The sequence below is a fragment of the Sandaracinobacteroides saxicola genome, from assembly GCF_014117445.1.
Lineage (GTDB): Bacteria > Pseudomonadota > Alphaproteobacteria > Sphingomonadales > Sphingomonadaceae > Sandaracinobacteroides_A > Sandaracinobacteroides_A saxicola.
Map to the genome: position 1 here is coordinate 3,057,537 of NZ_CP059851.1, position 24,868 is coordinate 3,082,404.

Here is a 24,868-nt window from a genome sequence, read left to right on the forward strand (position 1 = left end):
GTCATGCGCAACAGCTGTCGGCTTTATTTACAGCCGTGCATCGGCTCCAAACAGAAATGGCAGGGAATCAAGTGCCTTGAGACGGGTACGCGTTTGGCACGGCGCTTGCATGGATGTGCAATGACAGCAGCGGTGTCGGAGCCAGCTGCAAACAAAGGAGTGTGTCATGCGGGTTCTGGGTCTTGGTGCGTCATTGCTGCTGCTCATGGCAGCGCCCGTTTCGGCAACGGTGATCTTCGCCGACAATTTCGACGGCGAAGGCGCCCCCGGCGCCAATATCCTGAACTACAACAGCTTCGCCAACTGGACCGTGACCACGGGCAATGTCGATCTGGTCGCCCAGGTCAACCCCTATGGCATCGGCAGCTGCCCGGGCAAGTGCGTGGACCTCGCCGGCACGCCGGGGCCGGGGGCCATCACCTCCAAGCCGATCTTCTTCAGCGCCGGCAACCGCGTGGACGTGTCGTTCCAGCTGTCGGGCAACCAGCGCACCGGCTCGGTCGACGATTTCGCCTTCAACCTCACCTTCAACCAGCCCACGTCGGGCTGCTGCCTGGGCGTCGACTCCGGGCCGGCCACCTTTGATTTCCCGGCCTGGCTCAACATCCTGAACCAGGTTGGCCCCTACACCGAAAGCGTCGCCGGTGGCCGCCCGTTCGTCACCTACTCGGCCTGGTTCATCGCCAGCCAGTCCGGCAGCTTCCAGCTCAGCTTCGCCGGCACCGGGACCGGCAACGCCAACATCGGCCCCATCCTCGATAACGTGCTGGTCAGCCAGGTGCCCGAACCCGCCACCTGGGCCATGCTGATCGCCGGCTTCGGCATGGTCGGCTTCGCCCTGCGCCGCCGCAGCGCGCTGGCGGCCTGACCCCTTTCGTCACGGAAAAAGCGGCGCGGGCACCCCCCGCGCCGCTTTTTTCATGCCCGGGTTTGCCTGCAACGCCATCCGCGCGTTAAGGTCACACGATGGCCGACAACCCCGACCCCCCCGTGCTCGAAACCACCCGCTCCAGCGGCGACGTCTTCCGCAACACGCTGGTCGCGGCCGCCGCCGCCGGGGTCGCCGTCCTGATCTGGCGCCTCGTCGACCTCATCCTGCTGCTCTTCGCCTGCGCGCTGGTCGCCATGATGTTCTACCAGTTCGCCCGCTGGCTGGAGCTGCGCCTGCGCCTGCCCTTCGCGCTCGCCCTCACGCTCGCCGTGCTGGTGCCGCTCGCCAGCCTCCTCACCGTCTTCACCCTGTTCGGCGCCATGCTCGCCGACCAGTTCGGCGATCTCTTCACCCGCCTCCCCGCCGCCTTCGCCAGCGCGGAAAAATGGCTGCTGCAACAGCCCATCGGGCAAGAGGTCATCACCCGCCTCAAGGGCCTCGCGCCCGACGGCAGCAGCATCGTCAACGCCGTCAGCGGCATCCTCGCCAGCACCGGCACCGCGCTTTCCGGCCTCGCCGTCGTGCTCATCGGCGGCATCTACCTCGCCGCCCAGCCCCGGCTCTACACCCGCGGCATCCTCATCCTCGTCCCCGCCGAACACCGCCCCCGCGTCGTCCACATCGTCGGCCAGATCGTCGAATCGCTGAACAGCTTCCTGAAGGGGCAGGGCGTCGGCATGCTCTTCGTCGGCGTCACCACCTCGATCGGCCTCTCCATCGTCGGGCTGCCCTCCGCCGTCGCCATCGGCCTCGTCGGCGGCCTGTGCGAGTTCGTCCCCTATCTCGGCGTCATCGTCGTCACCATCCCGGCGGTTATCCTCGGCTTCGCCCAGGGCACCGACACCGGCATCTGGACCTGCGTCGTGCTCCTCGTCGTGCAGCAGGTGCAGGGCAACATCGTCAGCCCGATGGTGCAGAGCCGCATGGTGGACATCCCGCCGGCGCTCACCATCTTCACCCTGATCGCCGCCGGCCTGCTGCTCGGCCCGCTCGGCGTCATCCTCGCCGTGCCCCTCACCGTCATCGGCCTCGTCCTGCTGCGCGAACTGGTCACCCACCGAAAGGCCTGACCGCAGGCCGGTAACTTGGCCCTTCCCGTTGGCGTCCGCCCGCCGCTGCGATAGGGCCGGTCCATGGACCTGAACCTGAAACAGCCCGGCCGCGCCGCCATGGATTTCATGGTCTCGCTCACCGCCGCCGCCCGGCCCCTCGCGGCCGCCTGGGCCTCCGAGCTCGCCGCCGCCGGCGTCACCGCGCAAACCCTGCCCGACGATCTCGACGCCCGGCACGAGCGCATCCACCAGGCACTCGCCCACAGCCGCGCCTTCGCCGTCTCCAGCCTCGCCATGGACTTCGCCAGCGTCGAACATGGCCGCGTCGCCACCGCCGCCTTCGAAGACCTCGGCCTCGAACCAACCCTGGCCATACTGGAGGCGAAAGGCCCCGCCGCCATCGAAACCCGCGAAGGCTTCGTGCCCCCCGATTATTACCGCGATGTCTGGTTCCACCGCACCACCGGCGGTTGGGACGGTCACCCGCAACAGGGCCTGATCCACGGCGAACTCATCCACCGCCATTATGTGGCGAAGAACTTCCCCGGCGACATCTTCGCCCAGCGCCGCCGCGTCCTCGCCGAACTGCCGCGCCGCGACTACACCCGCATCTTCGAAATGGGCAGCTCGTCCGGCCACTTCACCCAGGCCCTCGCCGAAACCTTTCCCGCCGCCCACATCACCGGCTGCGACATCAGCCTGCCGATGCTTCGCCAGGCGCTGCGCACCGCCAACGCCCACGGCTGGCCCTGGCGCCTGATCCAGTGCGCCGCGGAGGACAGCGGCCTCCCCGACGCCAGCTTCGACCTCGTCACCAGCTACATCATCCTCCACGAAATGCCGCGCGCGGCCATCGCGAAACTCTTCGCGGAGGCCTTCCGCCTGCTCGAACCCGGCGGCCACATGCTGATGAGCGACGTCACCCCCTACGCCGCGCAGGACCGCATGGCCGCCTGGCGCGCCGACTGGCTCGCCCGCCACGGCGGCGAACCCTGGTGGCGCGAATCGGCCACCACCGACCTCGCCGCGCTGGCCCGTGACGCCGGCTTCATCGATGTGCAGTCGCGCGGCATCGACGGCGCGCTTTATCCCTGGATCACGATGGCCACCAAACCCGCATGACCGACCCGAAACCACCCGGCCGAAGGCCGCAAGCGCGACCGCGCGCCGGCGCCAATGCGCCGCCTTCCTCCGGCGAAGCCGGCCAGACAGAAAACGGCCGAAGGCCGCAAGCGCGACCGCGCGCCGGCGGGAGTCCGCCGCCTTCTCCGGCGCAGCCGGCTACCATAAACGCCCGCGCGCTGCTCTTGCTCGCCCGCGAACTCTGGGTGGTGAAGGACCGGCAGATCATCCTCGAGGCGGTCCTCGCGCGCCACGGCCTCGACCTTGCCGCAGAGATCGCCGCCTTCCAGCCCGAAGGCGCTATCGCGGACCGCCTCGCCGCCGAACGCGCCGCCCTCCTCGAACGCCTGATCACCACCCTGGCGGAGGGCTGAATCCGGGCCGCCCGGCGGTAACCATCCTTTGCAATTCCCCCTCTCGCCCCCGGACGTGCAATAATCTATACCGTCACCATCATGGGTCGGACCTTCATCTCTTCGCGCGCCGCGCTGGCGCTGCTTCTCGCTGTCGCCACCGCGCCGGCCACCGCCACCACCTTGCTCCAGGGCAGCGTGCTGGATACCGGCACCACCGGCCTGCTCAGCGACACCGCGCTCAGCTACAGCCTGTCGGGCGACCAGTGGATCGCCGGCCGCTTCGTCCTTGCCGCCCCGATGCGCGTCGGCGGAGTCCAGGGCCTCATCCAGAACAATGGCAGCGTCGGCGACACCCTGCACGCCGTCATCCGCCTGCCCGATGCCCAGGGACTGCCCGGCGCCATCGTGCACAGCGCCCGCTTCGCCGTCACCAACGAGTATGAGGCCGACTGGGAAGGCCCCGAGTCCATCCGCTGGACCCTCGGCGCCGGCAGCTACTGGCTCGCCTTCGAGGTCCACGGCGGCGACAGCTTCACCGGCGGCATGCCCGACACCGCGCTCACGCCGCTCGGCAACTACAGCTTCAGCTACGCCGGCAATTATTACCGCTACCCCGCCCTCAACAGCGGCATGCGCCTGCTCGCCGCCTCCGCCGTCCCAGAGCCCGCCAGCTGGGCGATGATGATCGCCGGCTTCGGCCTCGTCGGCCTGGCGCTCCGCCGGCAGCCCTCCGCGCTCGACGCCGCACGGTTCCTCCCGCCGAATCAATAAATTGTCATTGCAGCGGCGTCACAAAACGCCGCCCCCGACCCGTGCCCGCCCGATTCCGCCTGCACGTTGCACTGCATGACCGCCTGTCGCCGGCGTCATCTTGTATCAAAAACGAATTGTATTGCCCGCCCTCTTAAACTTGGGTTCCCTGCCGGGGCGCGGGGGGCATCCCCCTGCCAACAGGGAGAATGAACCATGCGTATGCGTCTTTATGGGGCGGCTCTGGCGGCTCTGGTCGCCGCCTCCACCCCGGCCCACGCCTTGAAGATCGTCCTCGTCGATACCGGCGGCGTGAAGGGCTCGCCCGCCGGCGCCGGCTTCAGCGCCGCCGCACGCTATTGGGAAAGCGTCATCACCAACGATGTCACGCTGCGCCTGAACGTCGGCTTCGAGGATCTCGGCCCCAACGTGCTCGGCGCCACCGGCAGCACGCTCACCACCCGCGGCGTCCAGTTCGTGCAGAACCGCATCGATGCGCAGCGCAGCAGCTCGGCCGTCGACAGCACCATCCACGCCGTCGGCCGCGCCCCGCTCACCCCTGGCCAGCTCGGCATCGGCGCGCTGGATGTCGTCACCCCCGGCTATGTCGACCCGGTCGACCAGCTCGGCATCGACAATGCCGGCGCCGTGCTCGACACCGACGGCTCCTTCAACAACAGCGTCATCGCGCTCAGCACCGCCAACGCCAAGGCGATCGGCTATGTCTTCGATCCGCTCCAGGCGGATGCCAACATCACCTTCAGCTCCACCTTCCCCTTCGATTTCAACCCGAAGGACGGCATCGACACCGGCGCCTATGATTTCATCGGCGTCGCCATCCACGAAATCGGCCACGCCCTCGGCTTCCTCAGCGGCGCCGACGATTATGATTTCCTCGGCTGCCCGAACGGCCCCGGCTGCGCCGCCTTCGCGGACTACCCGGTGAACGACGACTGGTGGGGCTACACGCTCGACCTCTACCGCTACGGCAGGAGCTTTGATGGCCAGGCCCGGCTGGACTGGCGCCCCGGCGTCGAATCCTATTTCTCGATCGATGGTGGCGCGTCCGACGTCGGCCGCCTCGCGGAGGGCTCCTTCCACGGCGCCGCCGGCGACCAGGCCTCGCATTGGTTCGCCCCCACCCAGTCGCCCTTCTGCAGCGGGCTTCAGGGCATCATGAACCCCTATATCTGCAGCCGCACGCCGGCCATCGTCACGTCGAAGGACCTGACCGTGATGGACGCCATCGGCTGGAACCTGACGGACGAGGCGCAGAACGCCAATTATGTCCTGCCCACCAGCGCGCTCGCCTATGTGCCGGAACCGGCCACCTGGGCGATGATGATCGTCGGCTTCGGCCTGGTCGGCAGCACGATGCGCCGCCGCCGCCCCGCCGTCAGCGCCTGACCCTTACCCGCCGCCGGGGCGCCCGCGCGCCCCGGCGGCTTTTTCATGCGCCCGCGCAAACAGTGCCGCTCAACCGCAGCGGTGCAGCTTCACCCGCCGTCCGGCCTGCATCCGGTATTCGGTCGCGGCGCCGCCCGCTTCCCGCACGGTCAGTGTCATCCAGCCATCGGCGATCCGGCCGCTGAACCGCGCATTGTCCCGCAGCTGCTGGTCCCCCGGCGCGGGCCCCGGCGCATCCCGCACATGCAGGCCGCCGGCGCTGAACCGGCCGTCGCCATCCGGGGACAGCGCGCCACGGATCACACCGCTCGCGCAATCCGCGCTCAGCACCGCGCCATCGGCCGTCACACGCAGCATCACCCCGTCGCCCCCCCAGTCACCGGGGGGCAGCGGCGCGGCGGCGACCATCATCGCCGCCACCAGGATGATCTCAGCTGACGACAACCGCCGGGCGCCGCCGCCGCACGCTCGCCCCGATCAGCCCGAAGCCCAGGATGAACATCGCCCAGGTCTGCGGCTCGGGCACACCGCCCACGCTCAGCCCGGCGATATAGGTGCCCCAGCGCGAGCCACCGGTGCCGTTCGGATGGCCGAACTGCGGCAGGTTATACTCCCGCGCAAAGCCGCCCTGCACCCAGAAACCATGTGGATCCAGCGGATCAAGGCTGACCGACGAATAATCTTGCCAGCGCTGCCGCCCCGCCGCGGGCTGCCCGAAGATGCTGCCATTGTGATAATCATCCGTCAGGCTCACCTTCAGCACATGCTCGCTGCCCTTCTGCACCAGCGTGCCGTCGGCCTGCGTGTGGAACACCCGCGCCAGCAGCGTGATGCGCCCGTCGGTCGGGTTCAGGCCAGAGCGGTTGTAGCCGATCACCACCTGCCCCAGCCTGTTCACCGCCAGCGAGCCCTGGTAATAGTCATAGCCCGCCTCGCCGATCTCGCCCTCGTCCAGCACCGCGTTGGTCGCCTGGTCGATGACATAGTAACGCACCCGCGTCTCATCCTGGCCCACCGGCGTGATGGTGTGCACACCATAGAGTTTGCCGTCATATTCATACACCGAACTGCCGATGCGGTCGTCCAGCGTGTCGATGATCCGCTGGTTCGCCGCGATCGCCGCCGGTTGCCGCCCCGGGCTGTTGAAGGTGTAGGTGGAGCCGACATCCACGCCCGCCGTGCGCACATCCGCGCCGGTGCCGGCGTTCAGCACATCATAGCGGCTGACCGCAAAGTCGTTGATCGACACCGCCATGATGTTGCCGGTCGAGCTGTTCTCCCGGCTGTTCACCCCCTGGATGGCGAACCCCCGCGTGAAATCATTGGTCGGGCTGCCCGACACGAACGGCGTCACGAAGGCCTGGCGGTTCGCCGCCGTCGGCGCGGCGCCGAACAGGTCGCCCAGCGGAATGACGTTCAGCGTCGTGCCGCGGAAACTGCGCGTGCCCCCCGGCGTCGCCGCGCCGAAATCATTGGTGCCGATGTACACCGCGTTGCGATCGATCGCGAGCGTCGGATAATCCGCGATCGGCGCGAAGAAGCCGCCGTTGAACCCCTCGAACTGCGTCACCTTGTACGGCCCCAGCGCGTTGCTGGTCTGCGACACCGCGATCTGGATGTCCTTCGCATTGGCGCCAAAGCCGATGACGATCCAGCGGTTCGCCATCTCATTGTACATCACCCGCTGGTCGCCGCTGGACCCGGCCTGCCCCAGCCCCTGCCAGAAGGCATTGTCCGACACCAGGCTGGTGCGAACGCCCGTCGCCTTGTCATAAACGGCGATGCCGCCGTTCGTCGTCTGCATGATCTGCGTCCGGCCGGCGGCCGCGATCCCGTCCGAGGGGATGAAGTTCCGCCCCAGCGCGGCGCCATCATATTGGCTGATGCCCTCGAAGCCCAGGAACACCGGGTTCGGCCCGGCCATCGGCGTGGCGCGACCATTGTTGTCGAACGAAATGTCGCCCGGAATCGGCGTCAGCCCCGGCTTCTTGAACTCATAGCCCGGCTTGATCTCGTTGCCCCCCGGCACCCAGGCCTGGGCCGCGCCCGAAATCGCCAGCATCGAACCCGCGAGAATAAGTTTCCGCACGATCATGATACGCTCCCCCTTCACACGCCGCTCCCACGCAAGCGACTCATGCAGCGAAGGCTTTCACGCCTGCCGGCCGTGCGCAAGCGAAATATGAATTGGGTTTAATGATCGGCGAAGCGGCCCATGCCCCCATGATCGGCATGCCTGGCGCCCGCCCGGCAGGCCGCCGAAAACCATTCCCCGGCCGGTCTCAGCTCCCCGCGCCGCGCCCGCCCACGATCAGCAGCAGGATCACGAACACGATGGCCAGCAGCTGGAACACCACCCGCAGCGTCATGAACTTGTTGGATCGTTCGCCGCTCAGATCCTTGCCTTGCGCCATGTTGATCACGCCCTTCACCAGCACGAACGCGGTCGCGATCGCGGCCAGGATGATGAAGGCAATCAGCACCGTATTGATGGACATGCGCGCTCCTTACGCGCCAAAACCGCGCGCCGCATCCCCGAAATAGGCACGGACGCCCGCGCCGGAACCCCGGCGCGGTGTCGCACCGGCATGCATCGCGAAAAAAGCGGGAACCGGTTTTTCGCGATGCACGACCATGAGTCAGGCGACGGCGGCCCGCCGGCGACGCCGCAAGACTATCGTTGCACCGCGCGGACCCTTCGGCGTGCGGCGGCCCCCACCAGCCCGAACCCGGCGATCATCATCGCCCAGCTCGCGGGTTCGGGCACCAGTGAGATCGGGGTCACCTGTACCTGCGGGTTCAACATGCTGAACGTCACCCCCGGCAGCGTCGTCACCTGCGCCCCGCTGGTCGGCACGCCCCGGCGGAAATTGAACGCGAAGAAGGTGCCCACCCCCTGCTGCGGCGCAAACACCGCGCCCAGGTCGGGAAAGGCGCTGCCATTGATCAGCGTCGGCGCTGGTGCCACCACCGACCGCCCGAAATTGAAGCTCGACAGGAAAACATCCGCCGGCAGCGGCGCCGTCGTCGCCAGGTGCGGCAGGAACCCCGGCCCAAAGCTGAAGCCATAGGACAGGCTGAACTGGTCGAAGCGCAGGGTCGGCGGCAGCGACGGCGGCGCGCCATTGTCATAGACGAAGGCGCTGTGCATCGCATTGCCGGTCGCGGTCACGCCATAGCCGCCTACGCTGATGCCGAACCCCACCACCGCGAACGGATACATGGTGGCCGTGCCCTGCCCGCCTATCGGCGGCAGGGTCACCGGCGCCACCGCGCCGTTGATGATGAAACCCGCCTGCGCATATTGCCCGCCAAAGGGCACGCCCGTCACCGGGCCTGCGCCATTGTTCAGGAATCCCTGCACCGTCACCAGCCAGGCCGCGGCATCCGCCTGTGCCGCCCCTGTCAGCAGCACCGCCGCCAGCATCACCTTCCGCATCTGCAACCCTCCTTGTTTGTTAACTTGTTTATTACAGCCATTTAAGGCCCTGATTTTTACAGGGTCAAGGCACGATCCGCGCCAAATGGCACTTCCGCCAGCAGCCGCGCCGCCAGCCGGCCACCGTCCACCCCGCCCTCCCGCAGCGCCCGCAGCGTCGCCGCCCCATCACGCTTCGCCAGCCGCCGGCCATCGCCCGCCAGCAGCAGCGGATGGTGATGGTATCGCGGCACCGGCAATTCCAGCAGCGCCTGCAACAGCCGCTGGGCATGCGTCGCCGCGAACAGGTCGCGCCCGCGCACCACCTCGCTCACCCCGGCCGCCGCATCGTCGACCACGCAGGCCAGCAGATAGCCCACCCCGATGTCCTTGCGCGCCAGCACCACATCGCCGCCGGCGTCCGGCACGGCCCGCACCCGCCCCGCCGCCATATCCTCCCACCACAACGCCCCCACCAGGCGGAGGGCGGCTGCCACGTCCAGCCGCACCGCCCCCTCCCCCCAGCCCTTCCCCCGGCAAGTCCCCGGATAGACGCCCGCCTCGCCCGCATGCGGCGCGCCCCCCGCCGCCGCGATATCGGCGCGGCTGCACACACAGCGATAGGTCACCCCCAGCGCCACCAGCCGCGCCAGCGCCGCCGCATGCGCCGACGCCAGCGCCGACTGCATCACCAGCGCATCCCACTCCATCCCCAGCCAGCGCAGGTCCTCCAGGATGCCGTCCACGAATGCCGGCCGGCACCGCGTCGTGTCGATATCCTCGATGCGCAGCACGAACCGGCCTGCCCCGTCCCGCGCACGCCGCCAGGCCAGCAGCGCCGACCAGGCGTGGCCCAGATGCAACAGCCCGGTGGGGGAGGGCGCAAAGCGCGTCACAATCGCCATGCCCGCCAAATTGCCCCTTGCCCGAAACGATATCTAGTGGTTTCATCAAAGCGTCATCCCATATCGGGTATGACACCCCCGCGCCGAGCACCCCATGGGGCATCCGGCGCGAGAAATTGGCGGCCGCGTCTCCGGGCGCAGTCACCCGATGTGCGATAGGGCGGCGACCGGACATGCGACTGCAACGAGCAGGAGCGTGATGCATGTATCAGCCCGACCTTCTGGAACAGCGATGGGCCAGTCCGCAATCCTGCCCCGCCCTCGTCCTCAACGCCGATTTCACCCCGCTCAGCTATTATCCGCTCTCGCTCTGGAGCTGGCAGGACGCGATCAAGGCCAGCTTCCTCGAACGCGTCGATGTCGTCGCCACCTATGACCGCGAGATCCGCAGCCCCAGCCTGCGCCTGAAACTGCCCAGCGTCGTCGCGCTGCGGCAATATGTGAAGCCCGCGTCCCACCCCGCCTTCACCCGCTTCAACCTGTTCCTGCGCGACCGTTTCCAGTGCCAATATTGCGGCGCCGGCAACGACCTCACCTTCGACCATGTCGTCCCCCGCGCCTATGGCGGCCGCACCACCTGGTCCAACGTCACCACCGCCTGCGCGCCCTGCAACCTCAGGAAGGGCGGCCGCACCCCGGCGGAGGCGCACATGCAGCTCCGCTCGAAACCGCACCAGCCCAGCACCCACGCCCTCCAGGACCATGGCCGCGCCTTCCCGCCGCACTATTGCCACGAGACCTGGCGTGACTATCTCTACTGGGATGTCGAGCTGGAAAGCTGACCGTCCGGCGAAAAGCCTTGACAGGGCAATGGCGAAGTGATAACCATATCGGTTATTCCGCCAGTGTCGATTGCGACTGGTGAAATGTTAAGTGCTTGAATGCGAAAAAGAACAAAAAGCATAAAACAGTCAAGATTTCAATCTTGAAACATTCCCCTCACGCACTGGAATCCCACGATAAATTGCGTTAACCTGACCGTGCCAAGGTTCCGGCGAACGGGGGTATGCCATGCGCGTCCTGCTTCTTGCCCTGCCGCTGCTGCTCGCCGGCTGCGCCCGCGATGTCGTCCTCAAACCCGCCGTCATCACCTTCAACACCCAGGCCCGCACCGCAGTTGCCGCCGCCGAACGGCAATATGATGAAACCATCATCCGCCTCAACCAGCAGACCGCCGACTTCCTCGCCCGCAACCCCGATTGCGGCCTCGCGCTGGACATCGTGCCCCGCCGCCTCAACACGCCCGGCGCCACCCCCGCCGGCGCCGGCTACTGCCTCTCCGAGGCGGAGAAAGCCGCCCTCACCGGCCCCGTCAAAACCGAACGCCTGCCCCTCGCCAGCCGCGAAACCTTCGCCGCCCAGTTCCGCGCCCTCGGCCTCCTCGTCGACTATGTCAGCTTCCTCGCCAAACATGCCGACGACCCCAGCCTCACCGCCGCCGCCGACATCCAGTCGACCGCCAACGCCGTCAAGGGCCTGGGCCAGGGCCTCTCCAGCCTGAAAACCGCGCTCGGGGGCGAACCGATCGCCGAGTTCGCCAACGGCGGCCCGGTCGAAAAATTCGCCACCGCGCTCGCCTCCATCGCCGGCCAGTTCGAGCTGATCGCCAAACAGGCAAATGACGTCTCTGCCCTCGAACGCGCCATCAAATCCGCCCAGGTCCCGATCGGCGGCGCCATCGACACCCTGGCCGACAGCGCCGACGCCTGGGCCTGCGCCGCCCTCGAACGGCGCCAGATCGACGCCAACAGCTACGCCCTCAACTGGTCGCCGAAACTCGCCTCGCTCGACCCGGCCGCCCGCAAGGAGGTAGCGCAGGGCTGGGTGAACCGCGCCCAGTTCCGCCTCCCGGCCTTTTGCCCCGGCAGCGACAGCCCGGCCGCCATCCGCGGCGAGGTCGCCACCATGCTGCTCGGCGTCAAGCAGGCCCAGAACGAGCTGCTCGAACTCGCGAACCACAATTACACCCCCGCCCAGCGCAAGGCGATCATCGAGGCCACCCTCTCCCGCCTCGGCACGCTGCTCTCCCGCATCGCCACCCTCGTCCCCGTGCTGCCCTAAGGAATCCCCCGCCATGGCCGACTTCGACACGCTGAACACCGCCCGCGGCGCCCTTTTCCAGGCGGTCAACCGCGCCGTCAACAACGCCGCCTTCGCGCTCCCGGAACGCATCGCGCTCAACGAACTGCTCGCCGACCCGCTCGCCGCCGACCATCTCCTGCTCGCCCGCGCCATTGTCGAGGCGAAGCCACCCGAAGCCCTCGCCGCCGTCGAGGAAAAACTGGTCGAAGCCACCCGCCGCATGAGGCGCGTGCTGGCCGGCGAAAATGCCCGAGACCAGCGCCGCGACGCCATCGACCAGGTGGACGCCGCCAGCGATGCCCTCACCGCCCTGCTGGATTAGGCAAAGGCGCCTGACGCCACCAGCAGGTCATGCGCCTCCACCGCCGCGCGCAGCTTGTCCTCCTGCCCCCGGTCGCCGCCATTGCTGTCCGGATGGAAGCGCCGCACCCGCTCCCGATAGCGCGCCTTGATCTCCGCCAGCGTCGCGCCGTCGCCCAGCCCCAGCGTCCCCAGCGCCCGCCGCTCCGCCGCGCTCAGCACCCGGCCCGCCGGCGTGGCACGCCGCCCCTCCCCCCGCCGCCAGTTCAGGATGCCCAGCGCATCCGAAATCCGGTCCGGCCCGGTGGCGTTGGTGGCAAAGGCCCGCGCCGCCCCTTCCCAGTGCGGATAGGGCGACTGCGCGACATGGATCTCCTCCGGCGTCATGCCATCGAAATAATTCCAGGCCGCGTTGAATTCGCGCACATGCGCCAGGCACAGATATTGCCACTCCGGCGGCATCCCCGCCGGCAGCAGCGCGCTCCCCGGCCGCCGCACCGGCGCGCGATACTCGCCCGGTTCCCCGCACCCCGGATGCGCGCACCGCCGCTCGCCCTCGAACGCGCCCCGATATCGTCCCCGCGGCGTGCTCACACCCTGTCGTTCCCGTTCATCCCCGCTATATAGCCGCCATGACCCCAGACCAGAAGATGCCCGCCGGCCCCGTCGCCCGCGAAATCCACGCCCGCCTCATGGCCGCGCTCGACCCGCTGGCGCTCGACGTCATCGACGACAGCGCCCACCATGCCGGCCACGCCGGGCACGACCCGCGCGGCGAAAGCCACTTCACCGTCCGCATCACCAGCGCCGCCTTCATCGGCCAATCCCGCCTCGCCCGCCAGCGCGCCGTCAACACGGCGCTTGCCACGCTGCTGAAAGAGCGCGTCCACGCGCTGGCCATCATCGCCCGATCGCCCGAGGAAACCCGCTCATCCTGAGCCTGTCGAAGGATGATCTCGCCAGAACGCCAACTTCACACCGGCTGCTGCCCGTTCAGGCTCAGCGCCAGCCCCGCCAGGTGCAGGGACCCGGCGATCAGCACCGGCCCCGCCGTAACCGATAGTGCCGTCGCCACCGCCTCCCCCAGCCCCGCCGCGGTCCGCGCCGGCAGCATCGACACCCGCGCCCAGCCCGCCAGCACCTCGGGATCATGGCTGTCATGCCCCGGGATCGGCACCGCGATCACCTCGCCCACCCGCCCGGCGAAGGCGCGGATGAAGCCGTCGGCATCCTTGTTCGCCAGCATCCCCAGGATCAGCACCGGCTTCACCGCGCCGAAATGTGCCGCGATCGCCTTCCCCGCCGCCGGGTTGTGCCCGCCGTCCAGCCACACCTCCGCGCCCGCCGGCACCAGCGGACCGGGGGCCAGCCGCTGCACCCGCGCCGGCCACTCCGCCCAGGTCAGCGCCGCCCGCTGCGCGCTTTCCGGCACCGGCAGCGCGCTCTGCGCCCGCAGCATCGCCAGCGCCAGCGCGGCATTGTCCACCTGGTGCGCGCCGGCCAGTCGCGGCAGCGGCGCCGTCAGCGTGCCCTGGCCATCCTTCAGATGAAACTGCCCCTGATAGACGGCGGCATCCCACGCCACGCCACGCGCCATGACGGGCGAGCCGGCCAGCATCGCCACCTCGGTCACCTTCGCCGCCACGGCCGCCGCATATTTCTGCGTCACCAGCGGCACGCCCTTCTTGGCGATCCCGGCCTTCTCCGCGGCGATGTGCCGGATCGTCGGCCCCAGGATGGCAACATGGTCCATCGCCAGCTGCGCGATCCCCGTCACCGCCGGCGCCGGGATCACATTGGTCGCGTCCAGCCGCCCCCCCAGCCCCACCTCCAGCACCACCGCATCCGCCGGCGTCGCCGCGAACAACAGGAAGGCCGCCACCGTGAACGCCTCGAAGAAGCTCAGCGGCTGGTCGGCGTTGAAGCGCAGCACATCGGTCAGCGCGTCGCGCAGATCCTGGTCGCCCGCCAGCACGCCCGCCAGCCGCACCCGCTCGTTCACCCGGCACAGGTGCGGGCTGGTATAGACATGCACCTTGTGCCCCGCCGCCTCCAGCCCCGCCCGCAGGAAGGCGCAGCTGCTGCCCTTGCCGTTGGTGCCAGCGACATGGAACACCGGCGGCATCTTCAGCTGCGGCGAGCCGATCCGCCCCAGCAACCGCTCGATCCGGCTGAGCGTCAGGTCCACCCCCTGCACATGCAACGACCCCGCCGCCCGCAGCAGCCGGTCCAGCACCGGGTCGTCAGATCGTGCAAAATCCATCACGCCCCCCGGCTGGTTCACGCAGCCACGGGCTGTTTCATCAGCATCCCCAGCGTCCGCCCCAGCACCGCGGCCAGTTCGGCGCGCGGCACCACCATGTCCAGCATGCCATGCGCCAGCAGATATTCCGCCCGCTGGAACCCCTCGGGCAGCTTCTCACGAATGGTCGATTCGATCACCCGCGCCCCGGCAAAGCCGATCAGCGCGCCGGGTTCCGCGATCTGCACATCCCCCAGCATGGCATAGCTCGCCGTCACGCCCCCCGTTGTCGGATCGGTCAGCACCACCACATAGGGCAGCTTCGCTTCCCGCAGCATCGAAATCGCCACCGTCGCCCGCGGCATCTGCATCAGGCTCAGGATGCCCTCCTGCATCCGCGCGCCGCCGGCGGCGGTGAACATCACGAACGGCATCTTCCCCGCCAGCGCCGCCTTCGCCCCCGCCACGAAGGCATCGCCCACGCCGATCCCCATCGATCCGCCCATGAAGGCGAAATCCTGAACCCCCACCACCGCCTTCACGCCGCCGACACGGCCGGTCGCCAGCGCCAGCGCGTCACCCTCCTGCGTCGCCGCCCGCGCCGCCTTCAGCCGCTCCGGATAGCGTTTCTGGTCACGGAACTTCAGCGGATCGTCCGCCGTGCTCGCCGCAACGGTAATGCGCTCGAACACGCCATCATCGAACGTCAGAGCAAACCTGATCGCCGCCCCCACCCGCTCATGATGGTTGCAGGCGGTGCAGACATACAGGTTCGCCGCGAAATCGCGGCTATAGAGCATCGTCCCGCAATTCTTGCACTTGGTCCACAGATTGTCCGGCGTGTCCCGCCGCTCCAGCATCGCGGTGATCCGCGCGCGCCCCCGGTTCAACCAGCTCATGCCGCTTCCTCCTGCCGCGCCCCGTGGACGGCGTCCGCCAGGCTGCGCACGAACGCCGTCACCTGCTCGGGAATGTCGTTGGCGCGGGCCGCGGCGCCCGCACCGATCAGGTTGACGATGGCCGAGCCCACCACCACGCCATCGGCATGCCGCGCCATCGCCGCCGCGTCCGCCGGCGTGCGGATGCCGAACCCCACCGCGATCGGCAGGTCGGTCGCCGTCCGGATGCGCGCCATCGCATCAGCGATATCGCCCACGTCCGCGCTGTTCGCACCGGTCACGCCGGCCACCGCCACATAATAAAGAAAGCCCGACGCGCCCGCCACCACCGCCGGCAGCCGCGCGGCGTCGGTCGTCGGCGTCGCCAGCCGCACCATGTGCAGGCCGTGCGCACGAAGGTCGGGCAGCAGCTCGCCATCCTCCTCCGGCGGCAGGTCCACCACGATCACCCCGTCCAGCCCCGCCGCCGCCGCATCGCGGGCGAAGGCTGCGCCGCCATAGGCCAGGATCGGATTGGCATAACCCATCAGCACCAGCGGCGTCGCATCGTCGATGCTGCGAAACTCCCGCACCATCGCCAGCAGCCGCCTGAGCGTCATCCCCGCCCCCAGCGCCCGCAGATTGCCCGCCTGGATCGCCGGTCCATCGGCCATGGGATCGGTGAACGGCATCCCCACCTCGATCACATCCGCCCCGCCCGCCACCAGCGCGTGCAGGATGCGCGGGCTCAGGTCCGGCGTCGGATCCCCCGCCGTCACGAACGTCACCAGCGCCGCCCGCCCGCCCGCCCGCGTCGCCGCGAACCGCGCCGAAAGCCGGTCGCTCACAGTTCCACCCCCAGCGCGTCCGCCACGGTGAAGATATCCTTGTCCCCCCGCCCGCACAGGTTCATCAAGATGGTCTGATCGCGCCGCATCCCCGGCGCCAGCCGCGCCACACAGGCCAGCGCATGCGCCGGCTCCAGCGCCGGAATGATGCCTTCCTCCCGACACAGCAGCTTGAACGCCGCCAGCGCCTCGTCATCGGTCACGCTCTCATACCGCACCCGGCCGATCGAATGCAGCCAGCTGTGCTCCGGGCCGATGCCCGGATAATCCAGCCCCGCGCTGATCGAATGCGCATCGCTGATCTGGCCGTCCTCGTCCTGCAACAGATAGGTCTTGTTGCCGTGCAGCACACCCGGCCGCCCACCGGTCAGGCTCGCCGCATGGGCGCCGCTGTCCACGCCATGGCCTGCCGCCTCCACCCCCACCAGCTCGACGGGATCGTCCAGGAAAGGATGGAACAGCCCGATGGCATTGCTGCCACCCCCCACCGCCGCCACCGCCATGTCGGGCAGCGCGCCGGTCATCTCCAGCATCTGTGCCCGCGCTTCCGTCCCGATCACGCTCTGGAAATCGCGCACCAGTTCCGGATAGGGGTGCGGCCCCGCCGCGGTGCCGATGATGTAGAAAGTGTCGTGCACGTTCGTCACCCAGTCGCGCAGCGCCTCGTTCATCGCATCCTTCAGCGTCTGCGAACCACTCACCACCGGGCGGACTTCGGCCCCCAGCAGCTTCATGCGGAACACGTTGGGGGACTGCCGCTCGACATCGCGCGCCCCCATGAAGATGGTGCAGGGCAGGCCGAACCGTGCCGCCACCGTCGCCGTCGCCACGCCATGCTGCCCGGCGCCGGTCTCGGCGATGATCCGCGTCTTCCCCATCCGCTTCGCCAGCAGGATCTGCCCGATGCAATTGTTGATCTTGTGCGCGCCCGTGTGGTTCAGCTCATCGCGCTTCAGCCAGACCTGCGCGCCCCCCAGCGTGCGCGACAATTTCTCCGCCCAATAGAGCGGGCTGGGCCGGCCGATATAATGCGTGTTCAACCATGCCAGCTCGGCCCGGAACGCCGGATCGGCCTGCGCCGCCCGATATTCCCGCTCCAGCTCCAGGATCAGCGGCATCAGCGTTTCCGCCACATAGCGCCCGCCGAACGCCCCGAAATGCCCGTGGCGGTCCGGCCCGGCCCGCAACGAGCCGGTCCAGCCAACAACCGCGTCCAACGTCCCGCTACCCATGCGCCGCCTTCACAAAGTCCCTGATTTTCGCCGCCGATTTCACGCCCGGTGCATCCTCCACGCCGCTCGACACGTCAACCGCCCGCGCGCCCGTCAGCCGTACCGCGTCCGCCACCGTCGCCGCGTCCAACCCGCCGGACAGCACCCAGCGCGACGGCAAGGCCACTTCAGCCAATGCGCGCCAGTCGAACCTGAGCCCGTTTCCGCCCGGCATCGGCGCCTCCTCCGGCGCCTTCGCATCGAACAACAGCGCATCGGCACCGGCAAAGTCCCGCACCAGCGCCCGCACATCCGCCGCCGTCCGCACCCCCGCCGCTTTCCACACCGGCTTGCCGAACCGCGCCCGCACGTCCGCCACCCGCGCCGGTATCTCCCGCCCGTGCAGCTGCAACACATCGACCGCCGGCGCCACCGCCGCCAGCAGCGCATCATCCGCATCCACCACCACCGCCACCCGCGTGCAGGCACGCGGCGCCGTCGCCGCCAGCCCCGCCAGCGCGTCGGGCCCCAGATGCCGCGGGGAGGGCGCAAAGCAGACGAACCCCACATGGCTCGCCCCCGCCCCCACCGCCACGTCCAGCATCGCCGCATCCCGCAGCCCGCAGATTTTCACGTCCACCCTCACAGCCCCAACCCCAGCGATTCCGCAATCGCCGCCGCCGCCGCCGCCGGATCGACCGCGCCCGTAATCGGCCGCCCGATCACCAGCACGCTCGCCCCGGCCTCCAACGCCGCGCGCGGGGTCATCACACGCTTCTGATCCCCCACATCGGCCCCGGCCGGGCGAACCCCCGGCACCACGAAAGCGCCGTCCGCCCAGCCCGCCTTCAACCCCGCCACCTCGTGCGGCGAGCAGACCACCCCGTCCAACCCCTCCGCGCGCGCCAGCGCCGCCAGCCGCGTCACCTGCGCGGCGGCGCCATCGCCCACCCCCATCGCCCCCAGATCATCATCGTCCAGGCTGGTCAGCACCGTCACCGCGATCAGCTTCGTGGTCGCCGGGCACGCCGCCCGCGCCGCCGCCAGCATCGCCGCGCCGCCGCCGGCATGGACATTCACGAGTCCCAGCTCCAGCGGCGCCAGCGCCCGCAACGCACCCGCCACCGTGTTCGGAATGTCGTGCAGTTTCACGTCCAGAAAGATCGGCAGCCCCAGCGCCGCGATCCGCCGCACCCCCGCGGCGCCATGCGCCATGAAAAACTCCAGCCCCAGCTTCAGCCCGCCGACATGGCCGCGCACCATCCGCCCCAGCGCTTCCGCCCGATCGACATCGGGCGTGTCCAGCGCCACATGGATCGGGTTCACCCTGCGCCGCCCGTCATGCGCCGGCGGGTGGCGTCGGCAGGTGCAGCGCCTGTGGCAGCTCCGCCTTCGGCGCCGTCACCGGCGCACCCGCCGCCACCGGCGGCCGCAGCAGCTCCACCTTCGCCTGCGACAGCGACGCCTCGCTCTTGTCCAGCGCCGCCTGCAACTTCGTCACCCGGCGGTTCAGCAGCAGCCGCTGCGCCGACGCCGACAGCCACACCGGCAGCAACCCCGCCAGAAAGCTCACCAGGATCACCAGCGGCAGCCACACGTCATAGCTCGCCACGCCGAAATTCAGCGCCACATGCACGTCGTTCGCCACCGCGAACAGCGTCAGCAGCACCACCACCGTCACGATGAGGATCGTCCGAACCAGGTTCATAATTCGCCCTCCACCGGTTCCAGCGCCATCGCCCGCAGCCCCGCCAGCAGGTCGGCGCTCGCCGCCGCCAGCGCGTCGCCGCTGACGCCACGCAACACGAAATTCGCCCCCACGCGCCGCTCGCGCCAGAAGGGATAGCTGCCGATCTGCACGCCCTCATGCGCCTTCTCGGTCCGCGCCAGCAGCTCGGCCACCTGGCTCTCCGGCACCCAGGCCCCGACCGTGCGCGACAGCAGCGGCCGCCCGCCCTCCAGCTTGCCCACCAGCCCCGCCAGCATGCCCTGCGTGATCTTCGGCACGCCCGCCATGATGAACAGATTGCCCACCCGGATGCCCGGCGCGCTCGTCTCCGGATTGACCAGCAGCGTCGCCCCTTGCGGCACCCGCGCCATCCGCAGGCGCGCGTCGGTCAGCCGGTCGCCATAATGCGCCCGCAAAATCGCCTCCGCCTCCGGGTGCAGCACCACCGGCACCCCCAGCGCCGCCGCCACGGCATCCACCGTGATGTCGTCATGCGTCGGCCCGATGCCGCCCGTGGTGAACACATAATCGTGGCACGCCAGCATCGCCGTCACCGCGTCGCCGATCGCCGCCATGTCGTCCGCCACCACCCGCGCCTCGCGCAGCCGGATGCCCTGCATGTTCAGCCATTTCGCCAGATAGGCCAGGTTCGCGTCCTGCGTCCGCCCGGACAGGATCTCGTCGCCGATCACGATCAGCGCAGCGGTCCAGACGCGTTCGGGGTCAGCCATCCGCTTGCCCTAGTCGGCGCAAGCGCCTAAATCCACCATCTTATGTCCGACGCCGACCTCGACGACCGCGCCATCACCCTCCACGACGCCGCCGGCTTCGAAGGGATGCGCGCCGCCGGCCGCCTCGCCGCCAGCGTGCTCGACATGCTCGTGCCCCATGTCCGCCCCGGCGTGCCCACCGCCACGCTCGACCGTCTCGCCTATGATTATGTCCTGGCGAACGGCGGCATCCCGGCCACCCTCTTCTACCGCGGCTACAGCCACAGCCTGTGCACCAGCATCAACCATGTCGTCTGCCACGGCATCCCGGGCGCGAAACCGCTGCAAAGCGGCGACATCGTCAACATCGACGTCACCGTCATCCTGAACGGCTGGCACGGCGACACCAGCCGCATGTATCTCGTCGGCGACGTGCCGCTGAAGGCCCGGCGCCTCGTCGACCTCACCTATGAATGCATGATGCGCGGGATCGAGGCGGCGAAACCCGGCGCCACCCTGGGTGACGTCGGCTTCGCCATCCAGTCGCTCGCGGAGAAAAACCGCTGCTCCGTGGTGCGCGACTTCTGCGGGCATGGCCTCGGCCGCCGCTTCCACATGCCCCCCAACGTCGTCCACGCCGGCAACCGCGGGAAGGGCGTCCGCCTCGAACCCGGCATGTTCTTCACCATCGAACCGATGATCAACCTCGGCCGCCCCGAATCGAAAATCCTCGACGACGGCTGGACGGCCGTCACCCGCGACCGCAGCCTGTCCGCCCAGTTCGAACATTCCGTCGGCATCACCGACGACGGCTGCGAAATCTTCACCCTCTCGCCGGCCGGCCTCAACCACCCGCCCTATGGCTGAGGGCGATGCGCCTGTCCGGTGCCGGTCCGTATCCCCACCCGGCCAGCCAACGGGCGTGATCTGAATGGGTGGCCGGGTGGGGGTGCGGGCCGGCACCGACTCCGACGAAGTCGGCCAAAAAAACGGCCATCGCGAACGGATGCGGCAACGCCTGCTCTCCTCGGATGGCGACGCCTTCCTCGATTACGAACTCCTCGAATATGTCCTCGGCCTCGCCATCCCGCGCCGCGACACGAAACCGCTCGCCAAACAGCTGCTCGCCGAGTTCGGCGATCTGCCCACCCTTCTCGCCGCCGCCCCCGCCGAGCTCGCCCGCGTCGATGGCCTGGGCGAAGGCGCCGCCGCCGCCCTGAAATTCGTCCACGCCTGCGCGCTGCGCAGCGCGCAGCGCAGCGTCCTCGCCCGCCCCGTCCTCGCCAATGCCGAGGCGCTGCTCGCCTATCTCCACACCCGGCTGGCGCACAGCCTCACCGAGGAGTTCCGCGTCCTCTTCCTCAACAACCGCAACATCCTGATCCGGGACGAGGCGATGGGCGACGGCACCGTCAACCAGGCGCCGGTCTATCCGCGCGAGATTATCAAGCGCGCCCTCGAACTCGGCGCCACCGCGGTCATCCTGGTCCACAACCACCCCAGCGGCGACCCCGGGCCGAGCCGCGAGGACATCAGCATGACCCGCACCATCGCCGAGGCCGGCAAACCGCTCCACATCGCCGTCCACGACCACCTCATCATCGCCCGCACCGGCCACAGCAGCCTGCGCGGCATGGGACTCATCTGACCCTCAAAACCCATAAACCAGCGTCAGCCGCGTAATGGTGTCGGTTGCGCGCCGCCCCGGCAGCGGTTCGCTCTCGTTGATCAGGCTGAAGCTCGCCCGCGCCGACAGGCTGTCCGTCAGCTTCGCCGTCAGCGCCGTTTCCGAGGTGAAGGTGTTGGTCGTCGTCTCGAACAGCGCCGTCGCCGCCTCGGTGAACAGCAGCCCGTCCGCAATCGCCCAGCGCAACCGCGCCGCCGCCCGCCCCGCCGTGCGCCGCTCGTTGAACCCCGTCACCAGCCGCGTCTGCCGCAGCGCCGGCCCGCCCTCCACGTCCAGGTCGAGCGTCGCCGTATCGATCAGCCGATAGCCGACCCCCAGCGACTCGGTGAAACGATGGTCGAACCCGGCAAAACGGTTGCGCTCGAACTGCAGCGTCAGCAGCGCATAGAGCCGCGGGCTGATGTTGTAATTGCCCTCATAGCCCACGCCGAACCGTTCCGCGCTGGTCACGCCATTGTTGCGCTGCGTGTCGAAACTCGCGCGCAGCGAATGGCGCCAATGCTCGCTCTCCTTGTTCAGCGTCAGCGCCGCGGCCAGGCTGCGCGTGCTGCTGTTGCCGCTGCTGGTGGAAAAGCCCAGCTCGCCGCTGCCGGACCAGCCCTCGAACATCCCCTGTTGGCGCAACGCCGCCAGCCGCGCCGCCTTCGCGCCCTCGGTGATCGCCGCCACCCGCGCATCCACCGCCGCGGCAGACGCCGGATAGGCCTTCTTCGCCACCTCGGCGACCGTCCTCAACGCCGCCGCATCGCCCGCCGCCGCCTCGATCATCGCCGCGACTGCCGGCGGCATCGGTTCCGCCACCGCCGGTGGCATGGGTTCCGCCGCCCGCACCGGCATCGCCGCCAGCGCCGCCAGCACCATCATCGTCCGCATCCCGCTCACCCCACCATCCGGCCACCCTCGGGCCACCAGGCCTTGCGCAGCTCCTTCTTCAAAATCTTGCCGCTCGGGTTGCGCGGCAGCTCGGCCACAAAATCCACGCTCTTCGGCACCTTGTACGCCGCGATCCGCGTCCGCGCGTGCGCGATCAGCTCCTCCGCCGTCGCCTCGCCCCGCAATACCACGATCGCCTTCACCGCCTCCCCCCATTTCGCGTCCGGCACGCCGATGACCGCGCAGTCCGCCACCGCCGGATGCCCGTGCAGCGCATTCTCCACCTCCGCCGGATAGATGTTCTCCGCCCCCGACACGATCATGTCCTTCACCCGGTCGTGGATGTACAGATAGCCATCCTCGTCCATCCAGCCGGCATCGCCGGACAGGTACCAGCCGTCACGAATGGCCTTCGCCGTCGCCGCCGGGTTGTTGTGGTAGCCCAGCATGGTGCTTACCGAGCGGATGGCGATCTCCCCCACGGCGCGCGGCGGCAGCGGGTTCAGCGCCTCGTCCACGATGCGGATCTCATTCCCCGGAAACGGCTTGCCGCACCCCGCCATGCGCGGCGTGCCGTTCACGTCATGGTCGGCCGGCGGCAGATACACCACCGTGCCGCTGGTCTCGGTCGCGCCATAGCATTGGATGAAGCTGGCGTTCGGAAACTTCGCCATGCTGCGCTTCAACACATCCAGCGGGATGGGGGAGGCGCCATAGAGCAGCGCCTTCACGCTCCCCAGGTCCGCGCCCTCGCCCCTTGGGTGCGACAGGATCATGTTCAACACCGCCGGCACCGCGAACATCTTCGTCACACGGTGCGTCTCCACCGCGTCGATGATCGCCGCGATGTCCGGCCGCGGCAGGATCACCGCCGTCGCGCCGGCCGCCAGCGCATGCAGGCTCCAGCCGCTGCCGCCGATATGATAGAGCGGCATCGCCACCAGGCAGACATCGTCCGGCTTCCATTCGCTCCAGCTCTCGCCGGTCAGCCCGCCTTTCGCCACCGTCCCCGCCAGCGACCGATGCGTCAGCAGCGCGCCCTTGGGAAAGCCGGTCGTGCCGCTGGTGTAAAGCTGCAACGCCACATCATCGACCGAAGCGGCGTGACATTCCGCATCCGCCGCAAACCCGGCGATCCAGTCGCCGAACGCCGGCGTCTCGTCCGCCGCATCGGTCAGCACCAGCCGCCCGATCGCCGCCTCTCCCCGCGCGTCGGCAATCGAACCTGCGAATTCGCTGTCCGCCACCAGCAGGCGCACCCCGGCATCGCGCAGCACGAAGGCGATTTCCGCCGCCACCAGCCGCCAGTTGATCGCCACCAGCACCGCGCCCACCCGGAAGCAGGCATTCATCAGCACCACATAGTCGGCATGGTTCAGCCCCAGATGCCCCACCCGGTCCCCCGGCCCGATCCCCGAGGCGCGCAGCGCCGCCACCGTCCGCAGCACCCGCGCGTGCAACTCGGCATAGCTCCAGCGCGCCTCGCCAAAGACGATCGCGGTCTTGTCCGGCGTCTCCCGCGCCCAGGTCTCGCTCATCTCGCTCAACAGGCTGAACCGCATCCCATCACCCTTTCGGCAACCCCGGAAAAAACGCATTGGTCCGCGCCGCATAGGCGGCATAACCGGGCCGCGAGCGCTTCAGCTTACGCTCCAGCATCGGCACGCCGCTCCACCGCATCAGCGTAAAACTCAGGAAAAGCGGCCCCACCACGCTTACCCACCCCCAGGGCGCTCCGCAGGCAATCAGCCACAGCCCCCACCAGACGCAGAAATCCCCGAAATAATTGGGATGCCGCGTGAACCGCCACAGCCCCCGGTCCATCACCTTGCCCGCATTCGCCGGATCGCGCTTGAACCGCGCCAGCTGCGCATCCCCCACCGTCTCGAACAGGAACCCCAGCGCGAACAGCGCCACCCCCGCCCAGCCCAGCACGCCGATAGGGGCATAGGCCTGATACTGCCCCAGCTGCACCGGCAGGCTGACCAGGAACATCAGCACGGCCTGCAATCCAAACAGCTGCAGCAGCGTCGTCAGCCCGAAACCCCAGCCGCGCCGCTCCATCGTCGTGCCAACGATCGCCCTATAGCGCGGGTCCATCCCCTCCACCCGCCACCGCGCCAGCAGATGCGTCCCCAGCCGCAACCCCCACAGCGCGCACAACCAGGTCAACAGCCAGTTGCGCGGGCTCAGCACCTCGGTCTGCAGGAAACTGCTGACCGCCATCGCCACCATGCCCAGCGCCCAGAAGGCGTCGATGAAACTGGGATCGCGCGTGCGCAGATTGACCAGCCACAGCAGCGCAAACAGCATCGCGGCCACCGCCGCATTGGTCAGCAGAAACCCCGTCATCGCCTCTCCCCACCC

27 protein-coding genes and 3 pseudogenes are annotated in these 24,868 nt (G+C 69.0%); 13 read left to right on the plus strand and 17 right to left on the minus strand.

Translation table 11 applies throughout. The features are described 5' to 3' along the window. Window positions 1-166 precede the first annotated feature (166 nt). From H3309_RS15335 to H3309_RS17850, 7 genes and pseudogenes are all read left to right on the plus strand, one after another. Complete coding sequence (locus H3309_RS15335) at window positions 167-868, plus strand: PEPxxWA-CTERM sorting domain-containing protein (RefSeq protein WP_182295750.1); 702 nt, start codon at window positions 167-169, stop codon at window positions 866-868. A gap of 98 nt (window positions 869-966) precedes the next feature. Beyond that, the gene (locus H3309_RS15340) at window positions 967-2,001 is read left to right on the plus strand and encodes an AI-2E family transporter (protein WP_182295751.1); all 1,035 of its coding nucleotides are present in this window, start codon (window positions 967-969) and stop codon (window positions 1,999-2,001) included. 63 nt (window positions 2,002-2,064) lie between these two features. Further along, window positions 2,065-3,105, plus strand: coding sequence for a class I SAM-dependent methyltransferase (locus H3309_RS15345; RefSeq protein ID WP_182295752.1), 1,041 nt, complete (start codon window positions 2,065-2,067; stop codon window positions 3,103-3,105). Window positions 3,106-3,290: 185 nt separating this feature from the next. Next, the gene (locus tag H3309_RS15350; RefSeq protein WP_182295753.1) at window positions 3,291-3,479 is read left to right on the plus strand and encodes a hypothetical protein; all 189 of its coding nucleotides are present in this window, start codon (window positions 3,291-3,293) and stop codon (window positions 3,477-3,479) included. A gap of 81 nt (window positions 3,480-3,560) precedes the next feature. Continuing rightward, window positions 3,561-4,232: a PEPxxWA-CTERM sorting domain-containing protein gene (locus tag H3309_RS17420; protein WP_243453769.1), complete on the plus strand. Its 672-nt coding sequence runs from the start codon at window positions 3,561-3,563 to the stop codon at window positions 4,230-4,232. Window positions 4,233-4,433: 201 nt separating this feature from the next. Then, a pseudogene (locus H3309_RS17425) lies at window positions 4,434-5,408 on the plus strand (NF038122 family metalloprotease); the annotation flags it as partial. A gap of 111 nt (window positions 5,409-5,519) precedes the next feature. Further along, window positions 5,520-5,618 (plus strand): annotated as a pseudogene (locus tag H3309_RS17850) (PEPxxWA-CTERM sorting domain-containing protein); the annotation flags it as partial. Window positions 5,619-5,687: 69 nt separating this feature from the next. On the opposite strand, the gene H3309_RS15365 reads toward H3309_RS17850, so the two are convergent. The 5 genes and pseudogenes from H3309_RS15365 to gluQRS all read right to left on the minus strand — a co-directional run bounded on the left by H3309_RS15365 (window position 5,688) and on the right by gluQRS (window position 9,941). Beyond that, on the minus strand, window positions 5,688-6,062 hold the full coding sequence (locus tag H3309_RS15365) for a hypothetical protein (RefSeq protein WP_182295754.1): 375 nt from the start codon (window positions 6,060-6,062) through the stop codon (window positions 5,688-5,690). Next, window positions 6,049-6,156, minus strand: a pseudogene (locus H3309_RS17855) (PEPxxWA-CTERM sorting domain-containing protein); the annotation flags it as partial. The pseudogene H3309_RS17855 and the gene H3309_RS15365, both read right to left, overlap by 14 nt. A 1,744-nt stretch (window positions 6,157-7,900) precedes the next feature. Next, on the minus strand, window positions 7,901-8,116 hold the full coding sequence (locus tag H3309_RS15375) for a twin transmembrane helix small protein (RefSeq protein WP_182295755.1): 216 nt from the start codon (window positions 8,114-8,116) through the stop codon (window positions 7,901-7,903). Between the two features lie 176 nt (window positions 8,117-8,292). Further along, window positions 8,293-9,057 (minus strand): PEPxxWA-CTERM sorting domain-containing protein, encoded by a 765-nt coding sequence (locus H3309_RS17435; protein WP_243453772.1) that lies wholly within the window; start codon window positions 9,055-9,057, stop codon window positions 8,293-8,295. A 56-nt stretch (window positions 9,058-9,113) separates the two neighbouring features. Then, complete coding sequence (gene gluQRS / locus H3309_RS15385) at window positions 9,114-9,941, minus strand: tRNA glutamyl-Q(34) synthetase GluQRS (RefSeq protein WP_182295757.1); 828 nt, start codon at window positions 9,939-9,941, stop codon at window positions 9,114-9,116. A 203-nt stretch (window positions 9,942-10,144) separates the two neighbouring features. On the opposite strand from gluQRS, the gene H3309_RS15390 reads away from it, so the two are divergent. The 3 genes from H3309_RS15390 to H3309_RS15400 all read left to right on the plus strand — a co-directional run bounded on the left by H3309_RS15390 (window position 10,145) and on the right by H3309_RS15400 (window position 12,345). Next, window positions 10,145-10,723 (plus strand): HNH endonuclease, encoded by a 579-nt coding sequence (locus tag H3309_RS15390; protein ID WP_182295759.1) that lies wholly within the window; start codon window positions 10,145-10,147, stop codon window positions 10,721-10,723. 229 nt (window positions 10,724-10,952) lie between these two features. Continuing rightward, entirely contained in the window at window positions 10,953-12,002 is a 1,050-nt protein-coding gene (locus tag H3309_RS15395) for a hypothetical protein (RefSeq protein ID WP_182295761.1), read from the plus strand. 13 nt (window positions 12,003-12,015) lie between these two features. After that, a complete protein-coding gene (locus tag H3309_RS15400) occupies window positions 12,016-12,345 on the plus strand; it encodes a hypothetical protein (RefSeq protein WP_182295763.1) in 330 nt (109 codons plus the stop codon). Here H3309_RS15400 and H3309_RS15405 read toward each other — a convergent pair. Then, the gene (locus H3309_RS15405; RefSeq protein WP_182295765.1) at window positions 12,342-12,917 is read right to left on the minus strand and encodes a J domain-containing protein; all 576 of its coding nucleotides are present in this window, start codon (window positions 12,915-12,917) and stop codon (window positions 12,342-12,344) included. The genes H3309_RS15400 and H3309_RS15405 overlap by 4 nt on opposite strands. A gap of 38 nt (window positions 12,918-12,955) precedes the next feature. On the opposite strand from H3309_RS15405, the gene H3309_RS15410 reads away from it, so the two are divergent. Continuing rightward, window positions 12,956-13,261 (plus strand): BolA family protein, encoded by a 306-nt coding sequence (locus tag H3309_RS15410; protein WP_182295767.1) that lies wholly within the window; start codon window positions 12,956-12,958, stop codon window positions 13,259-13,261. A gap of 35 nt (window positions 13,262-13,296) precedes the next feature. On the opposite strand, the gene H3309_RS15415 is transcribed toward H3309_RS15410, so the two are convergent. The 8 genes from H3309_RS15415 to H3309_RS15450 are packed head-to-tail and all read right to left on the minus strand — an operon-like array spanning window position 13,297 to window position 19,962. Continuing rightward, complete coding sequence (locus tag H3309_RS15415) at window positions 13,297-14,586, minus strand: bifunctional folylpolyglutamate synthase/dihydrofolate synthase (protein ID WP_182295769.1); 1,290 nt, start codon at window positions 14,584-14,586, stop codon at window positions 13,297-13,299. A gap of 17 nt (window positions 14,587-14,603) precedes the next feature. Beyond that, complete coding sequence (gene accD / locus H3309_RS15420) at window positions 14,604-15,464, minus strand: acetyl-CoA carboxylase, carboxyltransferase subunit beta (protein WP_182295772.1); 861 nt, start codon at window positions 15,462-15,464, stop codon at window positions 14,604-14,606. Then, window positions 15,461-16,291, minus strand: a complete 831-nt coding sequence (trpA, locus tag H3309_RS15425; RefSeq protein WP_182295775.1) for a tryptophan synthase subunit alpha — start codon at window positions 16,289-16,291, stop codon at window positions 15,461-15,463. The genes accD and trpA overlap by 4 nt, the downstream gene beginning before the upstream one ends. Further along, window positions 16,288-17,523 (minus strand): tryptophan synthase subunit beta, encoded by a 1,236-nt coding sequence (trpB, locus tag H3309_RS15430; RefSeq protein ID WP_182295777.1) that lies wholly within the window; start codon window positions 17,521-17,523, stop codon window positions 16,288-16,290. Before trpB ends, trpA begins: the two co-directional genes overlap by 4 nt. Further along, window positions 17,516-18,148 carry a phosphoribosylanthranilate isomerase gene (locus H3309_RS15435; RefSeq protein ID WP_182295779.1) on the minus strand — a complete coding sequence of 211 codons (633 nt, stop codon included), beginning with the start codon at window positions 18,146-18,148 and terminating at the stop codon, window positions 17,516-17,518. The genes trpB and H3309_RS15435 overlap by 8 nt, the downstream gene beginning before the upstream one ends. After that, a complete protein-coding gene (gene pyrF / locus H3309_RS15440; RefSeq protein WP_182295782.1) occupies window positions 18,145-18,828 on the minus strand; it encodes an orotidine-5'-phosphate decarboxylase in 684 nt (227 codons plus the stop codon). The genes H3309_RS15435 and pyrF overlap by 4 nt, the downstream gene beginning before the upstream one ends. Before the next feature lie 13 nt (window positions 18,829-18,841). Next, window positions 18,842-19,210, minus strand: coding sequence for a lipopolysaccharide assembly protein LapA domain-containing protein (locus H3309_RS15445; protein WP_182295784.1), 369 nt, complete (start codon window positions 19,208-19,210; stop codon window positions 18,842-18,844). After that, complete coding sequence (locus H3309_RS15450; protein ID WP_182295787.1) at window positions 19,207-19,962, minus strand: competence/damage-inducible protein A; 756 nt, start codon at window positions 19,960-19,962, stop codon at window positions 19,207-19,209. Before H3309_RS15450 ends, H3309_RS15445 begins: the two co-directional genes overlap by 4 nt. Before the next feature lie 42 nt (window positions 19,963-20,004). Here H3309_RS15450 and map point away from each other — a divergent pair, with 42 nt between their 5' ends. Continuing rightward, entirely contained in the window at window positions 20,005-20,808 is an 804-nt protein-coding gene (gene map, locus H3309_RS15455; protein WP_182295789.1) for a type I methionyl aminopeptidase, read from the plus strand. Window positions 20,809-20,872: 64 nt separating this feature from the next. Then, window positions 20,873-21,589: a RadC family protein gene (radC, locus tag H3309_RS15460; protein WP_182295791.1), complete on the plus strand. Its 717-nt coding sequence runs from the start codon at window positions 20,873-20,875 to the stop codon at window positions 21,587-21,589. Window positions 21,590-21,592: 3 nt separating this feature from the next. Here radC and H3309_RS15465 read toward each other — a convergent pair whose 3' ends face one another. Genes H3309_RS15465 through H3309_RS15475 form a run of 3 tightly spaced genes read right to left on the minus strand, consistent with a single transcriptional unit; the run spans window position 21,593 to window position 24,853 of the window. Next, a complete protein-coding gene (locus H3309_RS15465) occupies window positions 21,593-22,501 on the minus strand; it encodes a DUF481 domain-containing protein (RefSeq protein WP_182295793.1) in 909 nt (302 codons plus the stop codon). Window positions 22,502-22,506: 5 nt separating this feature from the next. Continuing rightward, on the minus strand, window positions 22,507-24,063 hold the full coding sequence (locus H3309_RS15470) for a long-chain-fatty-acid--CoA ligase (protein WP_182295797.1): 1,557 nt from the start codon (window positions 24,061-24,063) through the stop codon (window positions 22,507-22,509). 4 nt (window positions 24,064-24,067) lie between these two features. Beyond that, the gene (locus H3309_RS15475) at window positions 24,068-24,853 is read right to left on the minus strand and encodes a DUF1295 domain-containing protein (protein WP_182295800.1); all 786 of its coding nucleotides are present in this window, start codon (window positions 24,851-24,853) and stop codon (window positions 24,068-24,070) included. Window positions 24,854-24,868 lie beyond the last annotated feature (15 nt).

Coding starts and splice junctions, on each gene's coding strand:
- H3309_RS15335 (WP_182295750.1), top strand. CDS start 167: ATGCGGGTTCTGGGTCTTGGTGCGTCATTGCTGCTGCTCATGGCAGCG.
- H3309_RS15445 (WP_182295784.1), bottom strand. CDS start 19,210: ATGAACCTGGTTCGGACGATCCTCATCGTGACGGTGGTGGTGCTGCTG.
- H3309_RS17420 (WP_243453769.1), top strand. CDS start 3,561: ATGGGTCGGACCTTCATCTCTTCGCGCGCCGCGCTGGCGCTGCTTCTC.
- H3309_RS15395 (WP_182295761.1), top strand. CDS start 10,953: ATGCGCGTCCTGCTTCTTGCCCTGCCGCTGCTGCTCGCCGGCTGCGCC.
- H3309_RS15340 (WP_182295751.1), top strand. CDS start 967: ATGGCCGACAACCCCGACCCCCCCGTGCTCGAAACCACCCGCTCCAGC.
- H3309_RS15390 (WP_182295759.1), top strand. CDS start 10,145: ATGTATCAGCCCGACCTTCTGGAACAGCGATGGGCCAGTCCGCAATCC.
- H3309_RS15465 (WP_182295793.1), bottom strand. CDS start 22,501: ATGCGGACGATGATGGTGCTGGCGGCGCTGGCGGCGATGCCGGTGCGG.
- map (WP_182295789.1), top strand. CDS start 20,005: ATGTCCGACGCCGACCTCGACGACCGCGCCATCACCCTCCACGACGCC.
- accD (WP_182295772.1), bottom strand. CDS start 15,464: ATGAGCTGGTTGAACCGGGGGCGCGCGCGGATCACCGCGATGCTGGAG.
- H3309_RS15410 (WP_182295767.1), top strand. CDS start 12,956: ATGACCCCAGACCAGAAGATGCCCGCCGGCCCCGTCGCCCGCGAAATC.
- H3309_RS15375 (WP_182295755.1), bottom strand. CDS start 8,116: ATGTCCATCAATACGGTGCTGATTGCCTTCATCATCCTGGCCGCGATC.
- H3309_RS15475 (WP_182295800.1), bottom strand. CDS start 24,853: ATGACGGGGTTTCTGCTGACCAATGCGGCGGTGGCCGCGATGCTGTTT.
- H3309_RS15415 (WP_182295769.1), bottom strand. CDS start 14,586: ATGGATTTTGCACGATCTGACGACCCGGTGCTGGACCGGCTGCTGCGG.
- H3309_RS15400 (WP_182295763.1), top strand. CDS start 12,016: ATGGCCGACTTCGACACGCTGAACACCGCCCGCGGCGCCCTTTTCCAG.
- gluQRS (WP_182295757.1), bottom strand. CDS start 9,941: ATGGCGATTGTGACGCGCTTTGCGCCCTCCCCCACCGGGCTGTTGCAT.
- H3309_RS17435 (WP_243453772.1), bottom strand. CDS start 9,057: ATGCGGAAGGTGATGCTGGCGGCGGTGCTGCTGACAGGGGCGGCACAG.
- H3309_RS15345 (WP_182295752.1), top strand. CDS start 2,065: ATGGACCTGAACCTGAAACAGCCCGGCCGCGCCGCCATGGATTTCATG.
- trpB (WP_182295777.1), bottom strand. CDS start 17,523: ATGGGTAGCGGGACGTTGGACGCGGTTGTTGGCTGGACCGGCTCGTTG.
- radC (WP_182295791.1), top strand. CDS start 20,873: ATGGGTGGCCGGGTGGGGGTGCGGGCCGGCACCGACTCCGACGAAGTC.
- H3309_RS15470 (WP_182295797.1), bottom strand. CDS start 24,063: ATGCGGTTCAGCCTGTTGAGCGAGATGAGCGAGACCTGGGCGCGGGAG.
- H3309_RS15450 (WP_182295787.1), bottom strand. CDS start 19,962: ATGGCTGACCCCGAACGCGTCTGGACCGCTGCGCTGATCGTGATCGGC.